At 61.6% G+C, this 19,833-nt stretch carries 16 protein-coding genes; 5 read left to right on the top strand and 11 right to left on the bottom strand.

From position 1 onward, the window contains the following. Positions 1 to 32: 32 nt before the first annotated feature. The gene (recG, locus tag ACVTFQ_RS09020; protein WP_111563517.1) at positions 33 to 2,138 is read right to left on the bottom strand and encodes an ATP-dependent DNA helicase RecG; all 2,106 of its coding nucleotides are present in this window, start codon (positions 2,136 to 2,138) and stop codon (positions 33 to 35) included. 91 nt (positions 2,139 to 2,229) lie between these two features. Between recG and ACVTFQ_RS09015 the strand changes: the two genes are divergently transcribed. Further along, a complete protein-coding gene (locus ACVTFQ_RS09015) occupies positions 2,230 to 2,544 on the top strand; it encodes an FAD assembly factor SdhE (protein ID WP_111563622.1) in 315 nt (104 codons plus the stop codon). Beyond that, on the top strand, positions 2,544 to 6,047 hold the full coding sequence (gene mfd / locus ACVTFQ_RS09010; protein WP_111563518.1) for a transcription-repair coupling factor: 3,504 nt from the start codon (positions 2,544 to 2,546) through the stop codon (positions 6,045 to 6,047). Before ACVTFQ_RS09015 ends, mfd begins: the two co-directional genes overlap by 1 nt. 70 nt (positions 6,048 to 6,117) lie before the next feature. Here the strand turns inward: mfd and ACVTFQ_RS09005 are convergent, their stop codons facing one another. Both ACVTFQ_RS09005 and ACVTFQ_RS09000 read right to left on the bottom strand, forming a co-directional pair. Beyond that, positions 6,118 to 6,789, bottom strand: coding sequence for a DsbA family oxidoreductase (locus ACVTFQ_RS09005; RefSeq protein ID WP_111563519.1), 672 nt, complete (start codon positions 6,787 to 6,789; stop codon positions 6,118 to 6,120). A gap of 98 nt (positions 6,790 to 6,887) precedes the next feature. After that, on the bottom strand, positions 6,888 to 8,693 hold the full coding sequence (locus tag ACVTFQ_RS09000) for an extracellular solute-binding protein (protein ID WP_111563520.1): 1,806 nt from the start codon (positions 8,691 to 8,693) through the stop codon (positions 6,888 to 6,890). A gap of 268 nt (positions 8,694 to 8,961) precedes the next feature. Here ACVTFQ_RS09000 and ACVTFQ_RS08995 point away from each other — a divergent pair, with 268 nt between their 5' ends. Continuing rightward, positions 8,962 to 9,615, top strand: coding sequence for an invasion associated locus B family protein (locus ACVTFQ_RS08995; RefSeq protein ID WP_111563521.1), 654 nt, complete (start codon positions 8,962 to 8,964; stop codon positions 9,613 to 9,615). A 126-nt stretch (positions 9,616 to 9,741) separates the two neighbouring features. On the opposite strand, the gene hspQ is transcribed toward ACVTFQ_RS08995, so the two are convergent. The 3 genes from hspQ to ACVTFQ_RS08980 form a co-directional block, all read right to left on the bottom strand. Next, positions 9,742 to 10,071, bottom strand: coding sequence for a heat shock protein HspQ (gene hspQ, locus ACVTFQ_RS08990; RefSeq protein ID WP_018900558.1), 330 nt, complete (start codon positions 10,069 to 10,071; stop codon positions 9,742 to 9,744). A gap of 151 nt (positions 10,072 to 10,222) precedes the next feature. Continuing rightward, positions 10,223 to 11,632, bottom strand: coding sequence for a type I glutamate--ammonia ligase (gene glnA, locus ACVTFQ_RS08985; protein WP_018900557.1), 1,410 nt, complete (start codon positions 11,630 to 11,632; stop codon positions 10,223 to 10,225). A gap of 56 nt (positions 11,633 to 11,688) precedes the next feature. Further along, positions 11,689 to 12,027, bottom strand: coding sequence for a P-II family nitrogen regulator (locus tag ACVTFQ_RS08980; protein ID WP_018900556.1), 339 nt, complete (start codon positions 12,025 to 12,027; stop codon positions 11,689 to 11,691). Between the two features lie 342 nt (positions 12,028 to 12,369). Here ACVTFQ_RS08980 and ACVTFQ_RS08975 point away from each other — a divergent pair, with 342 nt between their 5' ends. Further along, positions 12,370 to 13,845: an NAD(P)H-hydrate dehydratase gene (locus tag ACVTFQ_RS08975; RefSeq protein WP_111563522.1), complete on the top strand. Its 1,476-nt coding sequence runs from the start codon at positions 12,370 to 12,372 to the stop codon at positions 13,843 to 13,845. 32 nt (positions 13,846 to 13,877) lie between these two features. Here the strand turns inward: ACVTFQ_RS08975 and ACVTFQ_RS08970 are convergent, their stop codons facing one another. The 4 genes from ACVTFQ_RS08970 to uvrA are packed head-to-tail and all read right to left on the bottom strand — an operon-like array spanning position 13,878 to position 18,185. Beyond that, positions 13,878 to 14,684, bottom strand: a complete 807-nt coding sequence (locus ACVTFQ_RS08970; protein WP_111563523.1) for a DUF72 domain-containing protein — start codon at positions 14,682 to 14,684, stop codon at positions 13,878 to 13,880. Then, positions 14,681 to 14,944: a hypothetical protein gene (locus tag ACVTFQ_RS08965; protein WP_052214299.1), complete on the bottom strand. Its 264-nt coding sequence runs from the start codon at positions 14,942 to 14,944 to the stop codon at positions 14,681 to 14,683. Before ACVTFQ_RS08965 ends, ACVTFQ_RS08970 begins: the two co-directional genes overlap by 4 nt. Next, positions 14,941 to 15,267 carry a DUF4258 domain-containing protein gene (locus tag ACVTFQ_RS08960; RefSeq protein WP_047512242.1) on the bottom strand — a complete coding sequence of 109 codons (327 nt, stop codon included), beginning with the start codon at positions 15,265 to 15,267 and terminating at the stop codon, positions 14,941 to 14,943. Before ACVTFQ_RS08960 ends, ACVTFQ_RS08965 begins: the two co-directional genes overlap by 4 nt. After that, positions 15,264 to 18,185 (bottom strand): excinuclease ABC subunit UvrA, encoded by a 2,922-nt coding sequence (uvrA, locus tag ACVTFQ_RS08955; RefSeq protein WP_111563623.1) that lies wholly within the window; start codon positions 18,183 to 18,185, stop codon positions 15,264 to 15,266. The genes ACVTFQ_RS08960 and uvrA overlap by 4 nt, the downstream gene beginning before the upstream one ends. 274 nt (positions 18,186 to 18,459) lie before the next feature. Here uvrA and ACVTFQ_RS08950 point away from each other — a divergent pair, with 274 nt between their 5' ends. Then, positions 18,460 to 19,020, top strand: a complete 561-nt coding sequence (locus ACVTFQ_RS08950; protein ID WP_047512240.1) for a single-stranded DNA-binding protein — start codon at positions 18,460 to 18,462, stop codon at positions 19,018 to 19,020. A gap of 69 nt (positions 19,021 to 19,089) precedes the next feature. Here the strand turns inward: ACVTFQ_RS08950 and ACVTFQ_RS08945 are convergent, their stop codons facing one another. Further along, complete coding sequence (locus ACVTFQ_RS08945) at positions 19,090 to 19,734, bottom strand: MarC family protein (protein ID WP_018900549.1); 645 nt, start codon at positions 19,732 to 19,734, stop codon at positions 19,090 to 19,092. Positions 19,735 to 19,833 lie beyond the last annotated feature (99 nt).

The raw sequence follows: 19,833 nt of genomic DNA, 5'->3' as shown, positions 1-19,833 counted from the left end.
ATCGGTCGCGCGGCGTTTCTATGTTCGATGAATTAACCGGCGTGCAGGAAGCGGATCGCTTCGTCGCGGCGGAAGAGATAGAGCAGGGTGCGCACGGCGTTGCCCCTTTCGGATGTCAAGTCCGGATCACGCTCGATCAGATAGGCCGCATCCTTGCGGGCAATCTCCAGCAAATCGGCATGTGCCTCAAGGCTCGCAATCCTGAAACCCGGGGTTCCCGACTGCCGCGTTCCCAACAATTCGCCTTCGCCGCGCAGCTTCAGATCCTCCTCGGCAATCCTGAAACCGTCTTCCGTATCGCGCATGATCGTGAGACGCGCGTGCCCGGTTTCGCCAAGTGGGCCGCGATAGAGCAGGATGCAGGTTGATGCCTCGTCGCCACGTCCGACTCGACCGCGCAGCTGGTGGAGCTGTGCCAGACCGAAACGCTCGGCATGCTCGATGACCATGATCGTTGCATCCGGCACGTCGACGCCGACTTCCACGACCGTTGTGGCGACGAGGAGGCGAATCTCGCCTGACTTGAACGCCATCATCACCGCGTCCTTTTCCGCGCCGCTCATGCGGCCGTGGATCAGGCCGATGCCGGGCCCGAGTGCGGACACCAGCGTGGCGTGACGCTCCTCGACCGACATCAGGTCGCTCTCTTCGGATTCCTCGACCAGCGGGCAGATCCAGTAAGCCTTCTTGCCATCGCTCAACGCCGCCTTCAGGCGTCCGACGATATCGCCGATGCGTTCGGTGGGGATGGTGATCGTCTGGATCGGCTTGCGGCCAGCGGGCTTTTCGGTGAGCTTCGACACGTCCATGTCGCCGAAGGCGGCGAGCACCAGCGTGCGCGGGATCGGCGTTGCTGTCATGACCAGCATATGGGGCGTGATGCCCTTGGCGGTCAGGCGGAGGCGCTGGTGGACACCGAAGCGGTGCTGCTCGTCGACGACGGCCAGCATCAGGTTCTTGTAGTTGACCGTATCCTGGAACAGCGCGTGGGTGCCGATGACGATCTGCGCCTCGCCGGAAGCGATCCTCTCGAGGATCTCGTCGCGTTCCTTGCCCTTGGTGCGGCCGGTCAGCACCTCGATGCGGATGCCAGCGGCGGCCGTGTATTTGGCGATGGTCGCGTGATGCTGGCGGGCGAGGATTTCGGTCGGTGCCATCAGCACGGCCTGGCCGCCGCTTTCGATGACGGCTGCCATCGCCATCAGCGCCACCAGCGTCTTGCCGGAGCCGACGTCGCCCTGCAACAGGCGCAACATGCGGTCGTCGCCGGCCATGTCCTTCAGGATCTGCGCGATCGCCTCGCTCTGGCTGCCGGTCGGCGAAAAGGGCAGGGCTTCGAGGATCTGGCGGCTGAGATGGCCCGTCGCATGCACCGGCTGGCCAGCGACCTTGCGCAACCTTTGTCGGACCAGCGCGAGAGACAGCTGGCCGGCCAGGAACTCGTCATAGGCAAGACGGCGGCGGGCCGGCGCCTGCGGATCGATATCGGCGGGGTCGCGTGGCTCATGCAGGCCGTGGAAGGCGTCGGCGGTCGAAGGCAGGCCCTGCTTCTGGGCCAGCGCCGCATCGATCCATTCGGGGAACTCGGGCGTCTTCGACAGGGCGGCTTCGATGATCTTGCGCAGCGTCTTCGGCGAAAGCCCCGCTGTCAGCGGGTAGATCGGCTCGACCAGCGGCAGGTTTTCCGCTTCGCTGGCTTTGACGATGTAATCCGGGTGGACCATCGAGACGCGGCCGTTGAACCAGTCGATCTTGCCGCTGACCGTGACCTCTTCGTCGAGAGGCAGCTGCTTTTCCAGCCATGTCGACTGGCCGCGGAAGAAGACGAGCGTCAGCTCGCCGGTCTCGTCGTGCAGGAAGACACGGTAGGGGACGTTGCTCTTCTTGTTCGGCGGCGGCTGATGGCGGTCGACGCGGCCAGTGATGGTCACGATGGCGCCCTGCGGCGCGCGCGCGATGCCCGGCTGGTTGCGCCGGTCGATCAGCGAGTGCGGCGCGTGGAAGAGCAGATCGACGACACGGCAATCCTCCGGCGTCTCGCGGCCGAAGAGCTTGGCGAGCAGTTCGGCGATCTTCGGGCCGACGCCGGGCAGGCCGGAGACGGAGGAAAACAGCGGATCGAGAATGGCGGGGCGCATGCCGGCAAAATGCGACGAACAATGCGTGCTTGGCAAGGCTGACAAGCCGCTTTCGAGGGTCTATAGAGGCGCATCAACAGGAAGCTATGCCATGACAGGTGTCACACTCTCGAGCGCCGATCTCGATCCCCGCCGCCGCCGGATACTGTTCCGCTGCTGGCATCGCGGCATCCGCGAGATGGATCTGGTGTTCGGCCAGTTCGCCGAGCGCGAGATCGCGGGCCTCTCGGATGAGGAACTCGACGAGTTCGAGACGATCATGGCGGAAGAGGATAATGATCTGGTGCGCTGGATCATGGGAACCTGGCCGATCCCTGAGCGTTTCCAGACGCCGATGTTTACGCGCCTGTGCGCCTACAAGCCCGATTTCGAATGCCCCGCCGACAGCCTGCCCAGGAATGGATGATGATCCCCGGTTTTGATGCGAAGAAGCTGACGGCGCTGAACGTGCCGCTGACGATAGGCAATGTGCCGGCCGGACTGGAGCCGATGCTGCTGGCCGAGCTTGCCCGCGCCGGTGCGCCAGTTGCATACGTGCTCTCGGACGGGCAGCGCATGGCCGATCTGGAGCAGATGCTTGGTTTCGTCGCGCCCGATATCCCCGTTCTGACGCTGCCTGCCTGGGACTGTCTGCCCTACGACCGCGTGTCACCGAGCGCAGACACCTCCGCGCGAAGGCTGGCAGCACTCGGTGGCTTGATCGCGCACCGGAAAAAGCCGCATGCGGCAATCGTGCTGGTGACTGTCAATGCCATGCTGCAGAAGGTGGCGCCGCAGGATGTGATCGAGAGCCTGACCTTCTCTGCGCGGCCGGGCAACCAGGTGCGGATGGACGATATCGCCGGACGGCTGGAGCGCAACGGCTTCGACCGCGTCGCCACGGTGCGCGAAGTCGGCGAATACGCTGTGCGCGGCGGCATTCTCGATGTCTTCGTTCCGGGCTCGGAAGAGCCGGTGCGGCTCGACTTCTTCGGTGATACGCTGGAAAGCATCCGCAGCTTCGATCCGGCCAGCCAGCGTACGACGGGGCAGGTGCGCTCGCTCGACCTCAACCCGATGAGCGAAGTGACGCTGACGCCGGATACGATCAGCCGCTTCCGCAAGAATTATCTCTCGACCTTCGGTGCCGCCACGCGCGACGACGCGCTCTATCTCGCGATCTCGGAGGGGCGGCGCTATCCCGGGATGGAACACTGGCTGCCGCTGTTCTATGACCGGCTGGAGACGGTGTTCGACTATCTCAAGGGCTTCCGTTTGGTCACCGACCATACGGTGCGGGAAGCTGCCGAGGAACGCTCGAAGCTGGTCTTCGACTATTACGATGCACGCCTGAACTCGGGCAAGCCGGTGAAGGGCATGTCGCAGGGCACGCCCTACAAGCCCGTGGTGCCCGGACAGCTCTATCTCGACGGCAAGACATTCTCGGCAACGCTCGACGCCTTCGATGCGATGCGGATCACGCCATTCAACGAGCATGAGGGCGAGGCGCGCCGCGTCGTCAACCTCGATGCCCGCCAGGGTGAACGCTGGGCGCGGCCGAGTGCCGAAGGCGGTGGCAATGCCGAGCGCGTCAATGTGTTCGACGTCGTCGTCAAGCACATCGCCGACAAGCGAGCGAGCGGCGCCAAGGTGCTGATCACCGCCTGGACGGAGGGGTCGCTGGAGCGGTTGCTGCAGGTTCTTTCCGAGCATGGGCTGGCGCGGGTCAAGCCGATTGCGGCGCTGAAGGAGATCGACAAGCTTGAGCAGGGCGAGGCGGCCGCAGGCGTCTATAGCCTGGAGACGGGCTTCGAGGTCGGAAATCTCGTCGTCATCGGCGAGCAGGATATTCTCGGCGACCGCATGGTGCGTCGCTCGAAGCGCCGCAAGCGGGCCGCGGACTTCATCTCCGAGGTCGCAGGTCTCGATGAGGGTTCCGTCGTGGTTCACGCGGAGCACGGCATTGGCCGGTTCATCGGACTCAGGACCATTCAGGCGGCCGGCGCGCAGCATGCGTGCCTGGAGCTGCAATATGCCGATGAGGCAAAGCTGTTCCTGCCGGTCGAAAACATCGATCTCCTGTCGCGCTACGGCGGCGAGGGGACGGAGGCTCAGCTCGACAAGCTCGGTGGTGGCGCATGGCAGATGCGCAAGGCCAAGCTCAAGAAGCGCCTGCTCGACATGGCTGACGGCCTGATCCGCATCGCCGCCGAGCGGCTGACGCGGCATGCCCCGGTGCTGACGACGCCTGAGGGGCTCTACGACGAGTTCGCCGCGCGCTTCCCCTATGATGAGACGGAAGATCAGGACAACGCCATCGAGGCGGTGCGCTCCGATCTGGGCGCAGGGCGGCCGATGGACCGGTTGGTCTGCGGCGACGTCGGTTTCGGCAAGACGGAGGTTGCGCTGCGCGCGGCCTTCGTGGCGGCGATGAACGGCATTCAGGTCGCGGTCGTGGTTCCGACGACGCTTCTGTCGCGCCAGCACTTCAAGACCTTCTCCGAGCGCTTCCGCGGACTGCCGGTGCGCGTGCAGCAGGCCTCGCGCCTCGTCGGCTCCAAGGAGCTGGCGCTGACGAAGAAGGAGATCGCGGACGGCAAGACCGATATCGTCGTCGGCACGCATGCGCTGCTCGGCTCCGGCATCCAGTTCGCCAATCTCGGCCTTTTGATCATCGACGAAGAGCAGCATTTCGGCGTCAAGCACAAGGAGCGGCTGAAGGAGCTGAAGAGCGACGTTCACGTGCTGACGCTCTCGGCGACGCCGATCCCGCGCACGCTGCAGCTGGCGATGACGGGTGTGCGCGAGCTCTCGCTGATCACCACGCCGCCGGTCGACCGCATGGCGGTGCGCACCTTCATCTCGCCGTTCGATTCGCTCGTGATCCGCGAGACGCTGATGCGCGAGCACTATCGCGGCGGTCAGAGTTTTTACGTCTGCCCGCGTCTGGCGGACCTCGAAGAGGTTCATGCCTTCCTGCAGTCCGATTTGCCGGAGCTGAAGGTTGCGATCGCCCACGGCCAGATGCCGCCGGGCGAGCTCGAAGACATCATGAACGCCTTCTATGAGGGGCGTTACGATGTGCTGCTATCGACGACCATCGTCGAATCCGGTCTCGACGTGCCGACGGCCAATACGCTGATCGTGCATCGCGCCGATATGTTCGGCCTGGCGCAGCTCTATCAGCTGCGCGGCCGCGTCGGGCGCTCCAAGGTGCGCGCCTTCGCGCTGTTCACGCTGCCCGTCAACAAGGTGCTGACGGCGACGGCCGAGCGGCGCCTTAAGGTGCTGCAATCGCTCGACACGCTCGGCGCCGGCTTCCAGCTTGCGAGCCACGACCTCGATATTCGTGGCGCCGGCAACCTGCTGGGCGAGGAGCAATCCGGCCACATCAAGGAGGTCGGCTTCGAGCTTTACCAGCAGATGCTGGAAGAGGCGGTGGCCGAGGTGAAGGGCGTCGACGAGATCCAGGACACCGGCTGGTCGCCGCAGATCTCGGTAGGGACATCGGTGATGATCCCCGACGGCTATGTGCCGGATCTGCATCTGCGCATGGCGCTCTATCGGCGTCTCGGTGAGATCACCGAGCTCAAGGAGATCGATGCCTTCGGCGCCGAGATGATCGACCGTTTCGGGCCGATGCCGATCGAGGTGCAGCATCTGTTGAAGATCGTCTACGTCAAGTCGCTCTGCCGCATCGCCAATGTCGAGAAGGTGGATGCCGGGCCGAAGGGCGTGGTCATCCAGTTCCGCAACAAGGAATTCCCGAACCCAGGAAATCTGGTGGGCTATATCGCCAAGCAGGGCTCGATGGCGAAGATCCGCCCCGACCACAGCGTGTTCCTGACCCGCGACCTACCGACGCCGGAAAAGCGGCTGCAGGGGGCGGCTGTGATCATGACGCAGCTGGCGGAGTTGGCGAAGGGCTGAAACGAATTCGGACGGAAAGCCTGAGCTTTCCGTCCGAATTTGCATGCAACAATATCGAAAAATCAGTCGATCAGTTCATCCCGGCGCGGGCTTCGGCCTTGGCCTTGGCGATATCACGCAGCGCGCCGGCGATGACATCAGGGGTCTGGGCGCCGCTGACGGCGTATTGCTGGTCGAAGATGAAGAAGGGGACGCCGTTGACGCCCATCTTCTGCGCCGATTCGATTTCCTCGACGACGAGACCCTTGTCGGCATCCGACGCGAGCAAGGAAGCGGTCACGGCCCGGTCGAGGCCGGACTTCTCGGCGATATCGAGCAGCACGGCGTGATCGCCGACATTCAGACCCTGTTCGAAATTCGCCTTGAACAGGCCATCGACCACGCGGTCAGCCTTGTCGCGGTCCTCGATCATCGCCCAGTGAATGAGGCGGTGGGCGTCGAGTGTGTTCGGGCCGATCTTGATGGCCTCGAAATTGAAGTTGATTCCGACCTCGCGGCCGAGTTCGGTCAGCATCTTGTGTCCCTCAGCGACACGCTCGGCGCCGCCAAGCTTCTTCTCAAGCGCTGCCTTCTGGTCGACGCCTTCAGGCGGGTAATCCGGGTTGAGGCGATAGGGGCGCCAATTGACGTCGACGCCGACTTCGTCCTGGACTTCCGCGATCGCGAGCTCCAGCCGCGCCTTGCCGAGATAGCACCAGGGGCAGACGACATCCGAGACGACGTCGATGACTATGCGTTCCATGTGCTTTCCTTTTCTGAATTGCTGGCCCTGAAAGGGCGTTTGAAGCCATCTAGTCGCTGAGGGTGGCCAGTTCAACCAGGCAGGAAAAGAGAACCACCTTATTGGGCGCTCTGGTCCCACCAGGCCGGCAGCTGGTAGCCGTAGAGCGGCACCTGGTCGGGGTGACCGATGCGCTTGCTGCGGGCGACCCACTGGTTGTCGACATGGTAGAGCGGCAGCACGTAGTGACCCGACAGCAGCAGCCGGTCGTGCGAGCGGACGGCGGCGGTGAAATCCTCGGCCGAACGCGCATTGAGGATGTGCTGGATCAGCGTATCGACATCCGGATCGGCAACGCCTGCGAAATTGTCGGTGCCGTCGCGGTCGCGTGAGGCCGACGACCAGCGACCGACCTGCTCGATGCCAGGCGATAGCGACGAGGTGAAGGATTTGACGATCACATCGTAGTCGAAGGTGTTGGTGCGGCTCTGATACTGCGAATCATCCACTGTACGGATCGAGGCGTTGATGCCGAGCAGTTGCAGCGAGCGCTGGTAGGAGACCGCGAGTTTTTCCTGGTCGGTGTTCTGCGTCATGATCTCGAAGGCGAGCGGGCGGCCGTTGGCGTCGCTCATCTTGCCGTTCTTGATCGTGTAGCCGGCCTCCTTGAGAAGCCCGACCGCCTGCTTCAGCACATTGCGGTCGCGGCCGGAGCCGTCGGTCACGGGAAGCTTGTAGGTGCCGTCGAGGATGGCGGGATCGATGCGATCCTTGATCGGGCCGAGCAGCTTTAGTTCGCGCTCATCAGCCGGTACGCCGAAGCTGGAGAGCTCGGAGTTCTGCCAGTAGCTCTCCGTCCTGATATAGGCGCTGGAGAAGAGGTTCTTGTTGGCCCATTCGAAATCGAAGATCAGCGACAGGCCCTCGCGCAGCTTCACATTGTCGAAGAGCGGCCGGCGCGTGTTGAAGACGAAGCCGAACATGCCTGAAGGCAGCTTCGGCTGGAAGGTGTCCTTGACGACATTGCCCGATGTGACGGCCGGGAAATTATAGGCGCTCGCCCAATGGCCGGGGCTGCCATCCGGATAGATATCGACATCGCCCTTCTTGAATGATTCGAACAATGTCGTGTCCTGCAGGAAATACTGCACGGTGATCTGGTCGTAATTGTCGAGGCCGACCTTGGCCGGGAGATCCTTGCCCCAATAGTTTGGGTCGCGCTCGAAGGTGATGCTTTCGCCTGGCTTCAGCGACTTGATCTTGTAGGGGCCGGAGCCGATCAGCGGCTTCAGCGTCGAGCGGTCGAAATTCTCCGCGTCGATCGCGTGTTTGGGGAGGATCGGCGTCGAGCCGGCGAGTATCAGCGGGAATTCGCGGTCGGCCTTGTCGTTGAAGGTGAAGCGCACGCTGTGATCGCCGACCTTTTCCATCTTCTCGACGGCGTTGAGGCGGGTGCTGAAGGGGACGCGACCCTTTTCCTTCAGGATGTTGAAGGAGAAGATGACGTCATCGGGTGTGACCGGCTGGCCGTCCGACCATTTGGCGGCTGGGTTCAGGTTGAACTGGATATAGGTCCTGTCGTCGTCCCATTCGACGGATTGTGCCAGGAGGCCATAGAGCGTGAAGGGCTCGTCGCGCGAGCGCAGCATCAGCGTTTCATAGACCAGATTGCCGTATTCCGGGTCCCACATGCCGCGCGCCGTGGTGCGCATGCTCTTCAGGATGAAGGGGTTCAGGTTGTCGTAGGTGCCGACGACGCCATAGGAGATCTTGCCGCCCTTCTTCACGTCAGGATTGACGTAGGGGAGGTGCTTGAAATCTTCAGGCAGAGCAGGGGCGCCGTGCATTGCGATTCCATGCACGGGTTCGGCAACGGCTGCCCCGCAAACTAGGGTGAAGACGACGGGGAGAACGATCCGGAGCATAGTCGAAATCCTTTCCGGAAAACGGCGCGATTCGGCGGCAGACTAACATGCCAGCCGCGCAATTCACTATCAGGAGCAAATTCTTTCCGGCGACACCCAAAAGGCCAAAGAAACACTGGAAATCTCCAGCAACGCGATGTAACAGGGACCCCGAAGTCGGGGGGTCATGCATTTGCCTCATTGTTTTAAGAGGTCAGATGCGAACAACCCTGTTGGTGAGGACGGCAAATGGGCTGTCCCAACGGGATATCAGGAGACGGAATTCGTTATGATGTTCAAGTCTGAAAAGAAAACACGGGCAGCCCTGTCCGTAATGGCAGTGATGCTTGGCGCCGCAGTGGCTCCGGTGTCTTCTTATGCGCAGGATGCGTCTGCCGACGCTGGCGCACAGGCTGCTGGCGCACCGCGCCTTGGTTGGTACAAGACCTGCAACAAGCAGGAAGACAATGACGTCTGCGTCGTGCAGAACGTTGTTCTGGCCACCGGCGGTCAGCTCGTTACGGGCGTTGGCCTCATCACCGTTTCCGGCAAGGTGAACAACAAGAGCCTGCAGGTTTCCGTTCCTCCGGCACGTCTGATCCCGCCGGGCATCGGCATGCAGATCGACGGCGGCAAGCCGCAGAAGATCGACTATCTGATGTGCATGCCGGATCGCTGCGTCGCGCAGATCCCGCTGACGGACGCCATGGTCGCCAGCCTGAAGAAGGGCACCGATCTGGTCCTGACCTCGATCAACTTCCGCCGCGCTCCGAACCCGATCAAGATTTCGCTTGAAGGCTTCACCGGCGCATTCGACGGCGAAGCGGTTTCCGCTTCCAAGCTCGCCGAAAGCCAGAAGAGCCTGCAGGACAGCATGCAGAAGAAGGCCGACGAAGCGCGCAAGAAGCTTGAAGACGCCCAGAAGGCTGCCAAGGCCCAGTAATATAGATCCTTACGGATTGTCGAGAAACCCGGCTTCGCGCCGGGTTTTTTGTTGCCTGCAGGCCGTGTTCAGGCCAAAGAAAAACCCCGCTGGGAGGGCGGGGTTTTGAAATGGATATGCAGCGGCTTAGTGGGTGAAGCTCATCTTGGGTTTGAACTGTCCCGTCGGTGCCATATCGAAAATCTGGTAGACCTGTTCGTTACGAAGCGGTTCGCCGCTTTCATCATTCATCAGGTTCTGTTCGGATACGTAGGCGACGTATTCGTTTTCTTCGTTTTCGGCGAGCAAGTGGTAGAAGGGCTGGTCCTTGCTGGGGCGCACGTCGGCGGGAATAGAATTCCACCATTCTTCCGTATTCGCGAATTCCGGATCGACATCGAAGATGACGCCGCGAAACGGAAATACCTTGTGCCGAACCACTTCGCCGATACTGAACTTAGCTAGTCTTTCTTTCATGGTACGACTTCCTTTCATCACCTGATTTGGTGATTGATCTCACTCAAATCAAGATTTGTGCGAGAACTCGTCACATGAGTGTCACATCAACCCGAGGTTTTCGTGACGTCGGATAGACGAAAGCCCCGGCGAACCGGGGCTTTCTGAGGGCTTACGCCGAGTAGTACATGTCGTATTCGACCGGATGCGGGGTCATGTCGTAGCGCATGACCTCGATCATCTTCAGCTCGATGAACGAGTCGATCTGGTCATCATCGAAGACGCCGCCAGCGGTCAGGAACTTGCGGTCCTTGTCCAGGCTTTCCAGCGCTTCACGCAACGAACCGCACACCGTCGGGATCTTCTTCAGTTCCTTCGGCGGCAGGTCGTAGAGATCCTTGTCCATGGCCTTGCCGGGATGGATCTTGTTCTTGATGCCGTCGAGGCCGGCCATCAGCATGGCGGCGAAGGCGAGGTAGGGGTTCGCCATCGGATCCGGGAAGCGGACTTCGACGCGCTTTGCCTTCGGGTTGCTGCCGAACGGAATGCGGCACGAGGCCGAGCGGTTGCGCGCCGAATAGGCGAGCAGAACCGGTGCTTCATAGCCCGGGACGAGACGCTTGTAGGAGTTCGTCGACGGGTTGGTGAAGGCATTCAGCGCCTTGGCATGCTTGATGATGCCGCCGATGAAGTACAGGCAGCTCTCGGAGAGGCCTGCATATTCATCACCCGCGAAGCTCGGCTTGCCGCTCTTCCAGATCGACATGTGGACGTGCATGCCCGACCCGTTGTCGCCGAAGATCGGCTTCGGCATGAAAGTTGCCGTCTTGCCATAGGCATTGGCGACCTGGTGCACGACGTACTTGTAGATCTGCATCTTGTCGGCGTTGCGAACGAGCGTGTCGAACTTGATGCCGAGCTCGTGCTGGGCAGCGGCAACTTCGTGGTGGTGCTTTTCGACGACGACGCCCATTTCTGAGAGAACCGTCAGCATTTCGGAGCGCATGTCCTGGCAGCTGTCGATCGGCGGAACCGGGAAATAGCCGCCCTTGACGCGCGGACGGTGACCGAGGTTGCCGGTCTCGTATTCGGTGTCGTCGTTGGACGGCAGTTCGGTCGAATCGAGCTTGAAGCCGGTGTTATAGGGGTCGGCCTTGTAGCGAACGTCGTCGAAGATGAAGAACTCGGCTTCAGGACCCACGAAGACGGTGTCGCCGATACCGGATGCCTTCAGATAGGCTTCGGCCTTCTTGGCGGTGCCGCGCGGATCGCGGTTATAGGCTTCGCCGGAGACCGGATCGAGAATGTCGCAGAGGATGACCATGGTGGACTGCGCGAAGAACGGGTCCATGTGGACCGTTTCCGTGTCGGGCATCAGTACCATGTCGGATTCGTTGATCGCCTTCCAGCCGCCGATCGAGGAGCCGTCGAACATGACGCCATCGGCGAACATGTCTTCATCGACGCAAACCACGTCCATCGTGACGTGCTGCAGCTTGCCCTTTGGGTCGGTAAAGCGCAGGTCGACGAACTTGACGTCGTTATCCTTGATTTGCTTGAGGATTTCGCTTGCGGTCGCCATAAAATGGTTCCTTCATTTGAGAAGACGAGACGATTGCCTCGCCTGGACCAAACAGGTCAGATCGCATCGACACCGGTTTCGCCGGTACGGATACGAATGACTTCTTCGATATTGGATACGAAAATCTTGCCGTCGCCGATACGGCCGGTTTGCGCGGCCTTGCGGATCGCGTCGATGACGGCCTCCGCGTTCTCGTCGGCGAGGACGACTTCGACCTTCACCTTCGGCAGGAAATCGACGACATACTCCGCGCCACGGTACAATTCCGTGTGGCCTTTTTGGCGACCGAAGCCCTTTGCTTCCGTGACTGTGATCCCCTGCAGGCCAACTTCCTGAAGGGCTTCCTTCACTTCGTCCAGCTTGAAGGGCTTAATGATCGCTTCGATCTTTTTCATGAGAAAATGACTCTCCGCTTCTCCCGTTATAGCAGGCTCATACCCACCCCCCGATAGAATGCAGTTATCGTGCCAGTTGGAAAGCGGAATCTTCGTGGAAATGGCAGCCGGAGACCGAAAGTCGAGCGATTTTCAGCAATTTCAACGATTTTTTTGTCAAAAACGGCGCGGGTTGCAAGCGAAAAGCTTAAATTTCGACCGAAATGAGGAATATTCGCGATGTCTCATGCTTTCTTTCTGGCTTGTTGCGTCGATTAAAATATATGCAAATGAACAAATAATGATCTTCCAGATTTTGCGCCAATCGGTTGTTTTTTAGGCGGATTCTGCTTCAATGGCTGAATGGACAATCAACTCGCAGACCTTCTCCTCACCCCCGCAGAAATGACCGCGGTCGATGCCGCCGCTGCGGCCTCGGGCATCGACAGTTTCGGGCTCATGCTGCAGGCAGGCGCCGGGGTGGCGGCGATGTTCCTACGGCACTACCCCTATGCGCGGCGGGCCGTCGTGCTGTGCGGTCCCGGTAACAATGGCGGCGATGGGTATGTGGCGGCGCAGTGCCTGCAAGAGAGCGGTGTCGAGGTCGCGGTGTTTCATCTGGGTGATCCCGCTCGGCTGAAGGGCGACGCTGCGCGGGCTTTTAGCGGTTGGTCGGGTAAAGGGGCGCCTATCGAGGAATACCAGCCTGCCGAAGGTGATGTTGTTATCGACGCGCTCTTCGGGGCTGGGTTGACGCGGGCGGTGCCCGAGGCGGTCATAGCGGTGATCGCAAGAATCGAGAAAGCTCGCGTGACGGTGCTTGCCGTCGACCTGCCATCCGGCATCGACGGCCGGACGGGCATGATGCTGGGGGCGGCATTTGCCGCCGAGCGCACGATCACGTTCATGACACGCAAGCCGGGGCATCTGCTGATGCCGGGTCGGGAGCTTTCCGGCGTGCTTGAGGTGCTCGATATCGGTATACCTGCACGCATCGTGCGTGGGCAGGCATCGGGCAAGCTGGCGGAGAACCGGCCGGAACAATGGCAGCGGTGGCTGCCGTCATCTGGGCCGGAGACGCACAAGTATAAGCGTGGCCATCTCGTCGTCTTCTCAGGCGAGAAGGGCAAGACGGGTGCTGCGCGGATGTCGGCCATGTCTGGATTGAAGGCCGGCGCTGGGCTGGTGACGATCGCCTCGCCTGCGGATGCCATGGACGAGAACGCGACGCATCTGACGGCCGTGATGCTGCACGGTATCGATGGGGACGCCGATCTTTCGGATTGGCTGAAGGATGAGCGGTTGCGCAGCTTCGTGCTCGGGCCGGGTTTCGGAGCCGGCGAGAAGGCGCGTCATTTCGTGGCAGCAATTTCTCGTCGGCATCTGGTTCTGGATGCCGACGGTATTACATCGTTTCGCGACGATCCCGAGGTGCTGTTCGCATTGTTCGCTGAGGGCGAGACGCGGCTCGTTCTGACGCCGCATGAGGGAGAGTTTTCGCGGCTGTTTCCCGATATCGCCGCCGACCCCAATCTCGGCAAGGCCGACAAGGCGCTGGCGGCCGCGGCGCGGGCCAATGCAGCCATCGTCTACAAGGGGCCCGACACCGTGATCGCCTCGCCGGATGGTCGGGCGCTGATCAACACCAATGCGCCGATCTGGCTCGCCACCGCCGGATCCGGCGATGTGCTGGCGGGGATCATCGGCGCGCTGATGGCGCAGGGGCTGCCGGCTTTCGAGGCGGCCGCCGCCGGCGTCTACATGCATGGCGAAGCGGGCAACCGGGCCGGCAAGGGGCTGACGGCGGAAGACCTCGCCAGCCACGTCTTGCCACTCTGATTGCTTGTCACGCTGATTCCTTGGTGCTCTGACTACTTGCCGACCTCTTCTTGCAGCGCGATGGCGCCGAAGGGAGCGTTGACCTTGCCTTCGTGGATCATGAAGGCGAAGACATCGCGCGGCTCGACCTTGACCTTGCGGTCGCCATCGATAAGCGGCAGATCATCCGGCACCTTGCCCTCGGCCCATGTCTCCAGGCGCTTGGCCCAGGCTTTCAGCTCCTTCGGCGGGTAGCAGGTCCTGATTTCGTCCGAGCCCTTCTGCAGGCGCGTATAGACGAAATCGGCGGTGACATCGGCCACCATCGGGTAATCGAAATGCTCGGCGACGACGGGTGCAACGCCGTATTTCGCCAAGAGCGCCACGAACTCCGGCACCTTGAAGCTGTCGTGGCGTACTTCGACGACATGCTTCAGCGGCAGGCCATCCTGCTTGTCCGGCAAGAGCTTGAGGAAGCCCTCGAAATCCTCCGGCTCGAACTTCTTCGTCGGCGCGAACTGCCAGAGGATAGGGCCGAGATGCGGACCGAGTTCGACGATGCCTTGGCCGAGAAAGCGCTCGACTGATTCACCGGCCTCAGAGAGAATCTTGCGATTGGTGCTGAAACGGCTGGCTTTGAGCGAGAAGATGAAACCTTCAGGGACATCGGCGGCCCACTTGGCGAAGGTCTCGGGCTTCTGCGAGCTGTAATAGGTGCCGTTGACCTCGATGACCTTCAGCTGCCGGCTGGCATAATTCAGCTCGTCCTTCTGCTTCAGCGTGGACGGGAAGAAGTGGTTACGCCAAGGCTCGAAGGTCCAGCCGCCGATGCCGACGCGAATGGTGCCGGGTTTTGTCATGACTTCAATCCATCCTGTTCGTTTTCGCCAAAACCGCTCTTCGGATAGTCAGCCTCGCGCGGCACGAGCCGGTAAACGCGTCCATCCTTCTCCGCACGTTCGAAATCATGGTCTCGCAAGGCGCGACGTACGCGATCCAGTTTGCGGATGTCCTCCGGGCTTACCGTCGGGGACCATTCGCCACCGTCGTCGTGAAGCTCCACGATGACCTCGGCGGCATATTCCCCCTCACGAATGAGCTGCGACGCCCGTCTCGTCATTGCGGTCTCCTCCTGGTGAAATCGTCATCCCAACGATCTGGATCGGGAATGTATGCTGTTATCAACACCGCCGGCTCGGATGCACCTGATGGGATGCCCCAAAGCAAATGTATGGGGCGTTGGCGTTCATCCGTCTGCAGGACCAGAACACAGGGTCCCTTGTGATACTCAGGATACTCCTCCACGACGAGCGCTGATGCTATACCCATCACTAACGGCTCGATCAGCAGACCGTCGTTCAACAACTCCTGCAGTGCGTGTGCCGAGACCCTGAACTTGCCGTCAGCGATCAGCACACGCACCGTGGAGAGGATATCACTCACTCCGCCGCCTGCACCTTCTTCACCGGCCGCCGCTCCAGCAGTTCCTTCAGGAACTGGCCGGTATAGGACCGCTTTTCCTTGACGATCGTCTCTGGTGTGCCTGAGGCCACGATCTCGCCGCCGCCGTCACCGCCTTCGGGGCCGAAGTCGAGGACCCAGTCGGCGGTCTTGATGACTTCGAGATTGTGTTCGATGACGACGACCGAGTTGCCCTGGTTGACCAGTTCGTGCAGCATTTCCAGCAACTTGGCCACGTCGTGGAAGTGCAGGCCGGTGGTCGGCTCGTCGAGAATATAGAGCGTGCGGCCGGTCGAGCGCTTCGAGAGCTCCTTGGCGAGCTTGACGCGCTGGGCCTCACCGCCCGACAGCGTATTCGCCTGCTGGCCGACCTTGATGTAGCCGAGGCCGACATCGAAGAGTGCCTGCAGCTTGTCGCGCACGGCGGGGACGGCGGCGAAGAACTCGACGCCTTCCTCGACAGTCATGTCGAGCACGTCTGCGATCGACTTCTGCTTGAAGGTGACGTCGAGCGTTTCGCGGTTGTAGCGCTTGCCGTGGCAGACGTCGCAGGTGACGTAGACATCAGGCAGGAAGTGCATCTCGATCTTGATGACGCCGTCGCCCTGGCAGGCTTCGCAGCGTCCGCCCTTGACGTTGAAAGAGAAGCGGCCAGGCTGGTAGCCGCGCGCCTTGGCTTCCGGCAGGCCGGCGAACCAGTCGCGGATCGGCGTGAAGGCGCCGGTATAGGTGGCCGGGTTGGAGCGCGGGGTGCGGCCGATCGGCGATTGGTCGATGTCGATGACCTTGTCGATATGCTCGAAGCCGTCGATACGATCATGATCCGCCGGGATTTCGCGCGCGCCCATGACGCGGCGGGCGGCGGATTTGTAGAGCGTCTCGATCAGGAAGGTGGACTTGCCGCCGCCGGAGACACCCGTGACCGCTGTGAAGACGCCGAGCGGGATCGATGCCGTGACGTTCTTCAGATTGTTGCCTCGGGCGCCGACGACCTTGATTTCCTTGCCCTTCTTCACCTTGCGGCGCTCTTCCGGCACGGTCACGCCGAGTTCGCCCGACAGGTATTTACCGGTCAGTGACTTCGGGTTGGCCATGATATCCTGCGGCGTGCCGTGTGCTATGACCTGGCCGCCATGAATGCCGGCGGCGGGGCCGATATCGACCACGTCGTCTGCCTGCAGGATGGCGTCCTCGTCGTGCTCGACGACGATGACGGTGTTGCCGATGTCGCGCAGGTGTTTCAGCGTTTCGAGCAGGCGGGCGTTGTCGCGCTGGTGCAGGCCGATCGAGGGCTCGTCGAGCACGTAAAGAACGCCCGTCAGGCCGGAGCCGATCTGCGAGGCCAAGCGGATGCGCTGGCTTTCGCCGCCCGAGAGCGTGCCGGAGTTGCGCGAGAGGCTCAGATATTCGAGGCCGACATCGTTCAGGAAGCGTAGGCGGTCCCTGATTTCTTTCAGGATGCGGACGGCGATCTCGTTCTGCTTGGCGTTGAAGCTGTCCGGCAGCGTTTCGAACCAGTCGCGGGCGATGCGGATCGACATGTCGGTGACCTGGCCGATATGCAGCTTGTTGACCTTCACGGCCAACGCTTCCGGCTTCAGGCGGAAGCCGTTGCAGGACGGGCAGGGGGCTGCCGACATGTAGCGCTCGATCTCCTCGCGCGCCCAGGCGCTATCGGTTTCCTTCCAGCGGCGCTCGAGGTTGGTGATGATGCCTTCGAAATTCTTGTGCGTCGTGTAGGAGCGTGCGCCGTCGACGTAGTGAAACTCGATCTTTTCCTCGGTGCCGTTGAGGATCACGTCCTGCGCCTTGGCGGAAAGGTCGTTCCAGCGGGCGCCAAGCTTGAAGCCGAAATGCTTGCCAAGCGCTTCGAGCGTCTGGTTGTAATAGGGCGAGGACGACTTGGCCCATGGGGCGATGGCGCCGTCGCGCAGCGTGCGCTCGGGTTCCGGCACGATCAGGTTGGCGTCGATCTTCTGCTGGGCGCCGAGGCCGTCGCAGGTCGGGCAGGCGCCGGCCGGATTGTTGAAGGAGAAGAGACGCGGTTCGATCTCCGAAATGGTGAAGCCAGAGACCGGGCAGGCGAATTTTTCCGAGAAGAGAACGCGTTCGTGCGTTTCGTTGAGCGACTTGTTGGCCGAGCCGCCGGCGGCGGTTTCCTCCACTGGCAATGGCTTGTCGGCGAATTCGGCGATGGCGAGGCCGTCGGCGAGCTTCAGCGAGGTCTCGAGGCTGTCGGCCAGACGCGCCGAGACATCGGCGCGCACGACGACGCGGTCGACGACGATATCGATGTCGTGCTTGTACTTCTTGTCGAGCGCGGGAGCGTCGGCGATCTCGTAGAACTGGCCGTCGATCTTGACGCGCTGGAAACCCTTTTTCATGAGCTCCGCGAGTTCCTTCTTGTACTCGCCCTTGCGGCCGCGTACGAGCGGGGCGAGGATGAAGAGGCGCGTGCCTTCCTCGAAGGCGAGGATGCGGTCGACCATCTGGCTGACGGTCTGGCTCTCGATCGGCAGGCCGGTGGCCGGCGAATAGGGAACGCCGACGCGCGCGAAGAGCAGGCGCATATAGTCGTAGATCTCGGTGACGGTACCAACAGTCGAGCGCGGGTTACGCGAGGTCGTCTTCTGCTCGATGGAGATCGCCGGCGAGAGGCCGTCGATCTGATCGACATCGGGCTTCTGCATCATCTCGAGGAACTGGCGGGCATAGGCCGACAGGCTCTCGACATAGCGGCGCTGGCCCTCGGCATAGATGGTGTCGAAGGCGAGCGAGGATTTGCCCGATCCCGACAGGCCGGTCATGACGATCAGCTTGTTGCGCGGCAGATCGAGGTCGATGCCCTTCAGATTGTGCTCGCGCGCGCCACGGATTGAAATCGTCTTCAGTTCGCTCATCGTCTTCTGCTTCAATGTCTCGGGGGGATAAGAAGAGCCTTTATGTAGTGATGCCGGCTGGCGAGTCGAGGCTGAATATCCCTGTGGTTCACGCTTTTCGATTCCGTTGACACGATGATAATGATAAAATAGAACAAATAAAGAACAAATTTCGTTGTGGATTAACGAAGCTCAACCGCACACCGGCGAAGTCCGATGGGGTAAGGTGTTGTCAATTTCGTTGCGCATGTTGCGGGTTTCGCAATATCGGCAACACGACAAGAAGGTGAAAAGTATGGCTGGCAGCGTGAACAAGGTAATTCTGATCGGAAACGTGGGTGCAGACCCCGAAATCCGTCGGACGCAGGACGGCCGGCCGATCGCCAACCTCCGCATCGCGACATCGGAGACCTGGCGCGACCGCAATTCGGGCGAGCGCCGCGAAAAGACCGAGTGGCACACCGTCGTCGTCTTCAACGAAGGCCTGTGCAAGGTCGTCGAGCAGTACGTCAAGAAGGGCGCCAAGCTCTATATCGAAGGCGCGCTGCAGACCCGCAAGTGGCAGGACCAGCAGGGGCAGGACCGTTATTCCACGGAAGTCGTGCTGCAGGGCTTTGGCTCGACGCTGACGATGCTCGACGGACGCGGCGAAGGCGGCGGCGATCGTTCTGGCGGCGGTTACGGCGGTGGCCGTGGCGGCAATGCCGGCGGTGGTGATTTCGGCGGTGGCGGCGGCTATGGCGACGATTACGGTTCGCCTTCGCAGTCGTCCGGCCGGGGCGGCTCGGGCGGCGGTTCGTCTTCCGGCGGCGGCGGCAATTTCTCGCGCGATCTCGACGACGATATTCCGTTTTGATCGGAAGACAGACCGCATGGTTTCAGACGGCGCGCCTCGGGGTGCGCCGTTTGCGTTTTAACTGAAAGCTCAGACGGGCGAGGGAACGAGGTTCATCGCCGACTTGATGCCATCGACGACGAACTGGGTCGCCAGCGCCGCCAGGATGACGCCGAGCAGGCGGGTCAGGATGGCGCGGCCGGTGACGCCGAGGAAGCGGTCCAGCCGATCGGCGATCAGGAGCGCAAGGAAGAGAAGCAGCAGGCTTGCGGCGATCACGATGATCAACTGCGCCAGTTCGAAGGCTGTCTGCATCGAGCCCGCGATCAGGATGGTCGCGGAGATGGCGCCCGGGCCCGAGATCAATGGGATGGCCAGCGGGAAGACGGCGATGTTCTGGATGTGGTCGACGGTGATCGCGGCCGTGCCGGTCTTCTCCTTGCGATCCTGGCGCTTCTCGAACACCATTTCAAAGGCGATCCAGAAGAGCAGCAGGCCGCCGGCGATGCGGAAGGCGCCGATCGAAATGCCGAGCACGCCAAGCACGCTTGATCCGAAGAGCGCGAAGACGGCGAGAATGATGAACGCGATGATCGTGCCGCGCAGCGCGACCTGCTTGCGCTGGGCTCTGCTCATGCCAACCGTGAGGCCGAGAAAGATCGGCGCGAGACCCGGCGGATCGATCGTCACGAGCAGGGTTGTAAAGGCGTTGATCAGTTGGTCGGCGCTTGCCATCATGTCTCCGTATACCCATATCCGGGCTTGGTTTTCGCGCGATTGTGATGTGGGCAAACCGATTTTGCAAACGGCGCGGCGTGCGTGGTGGCGATTGGG

The organism is Rhizobium sp. O111, assembly GCF_055616315.1.
Note: the sequence above shows the minus strand (reverse complement) of the source record. Positions and strands in the feature narration are given on the sequence as shown.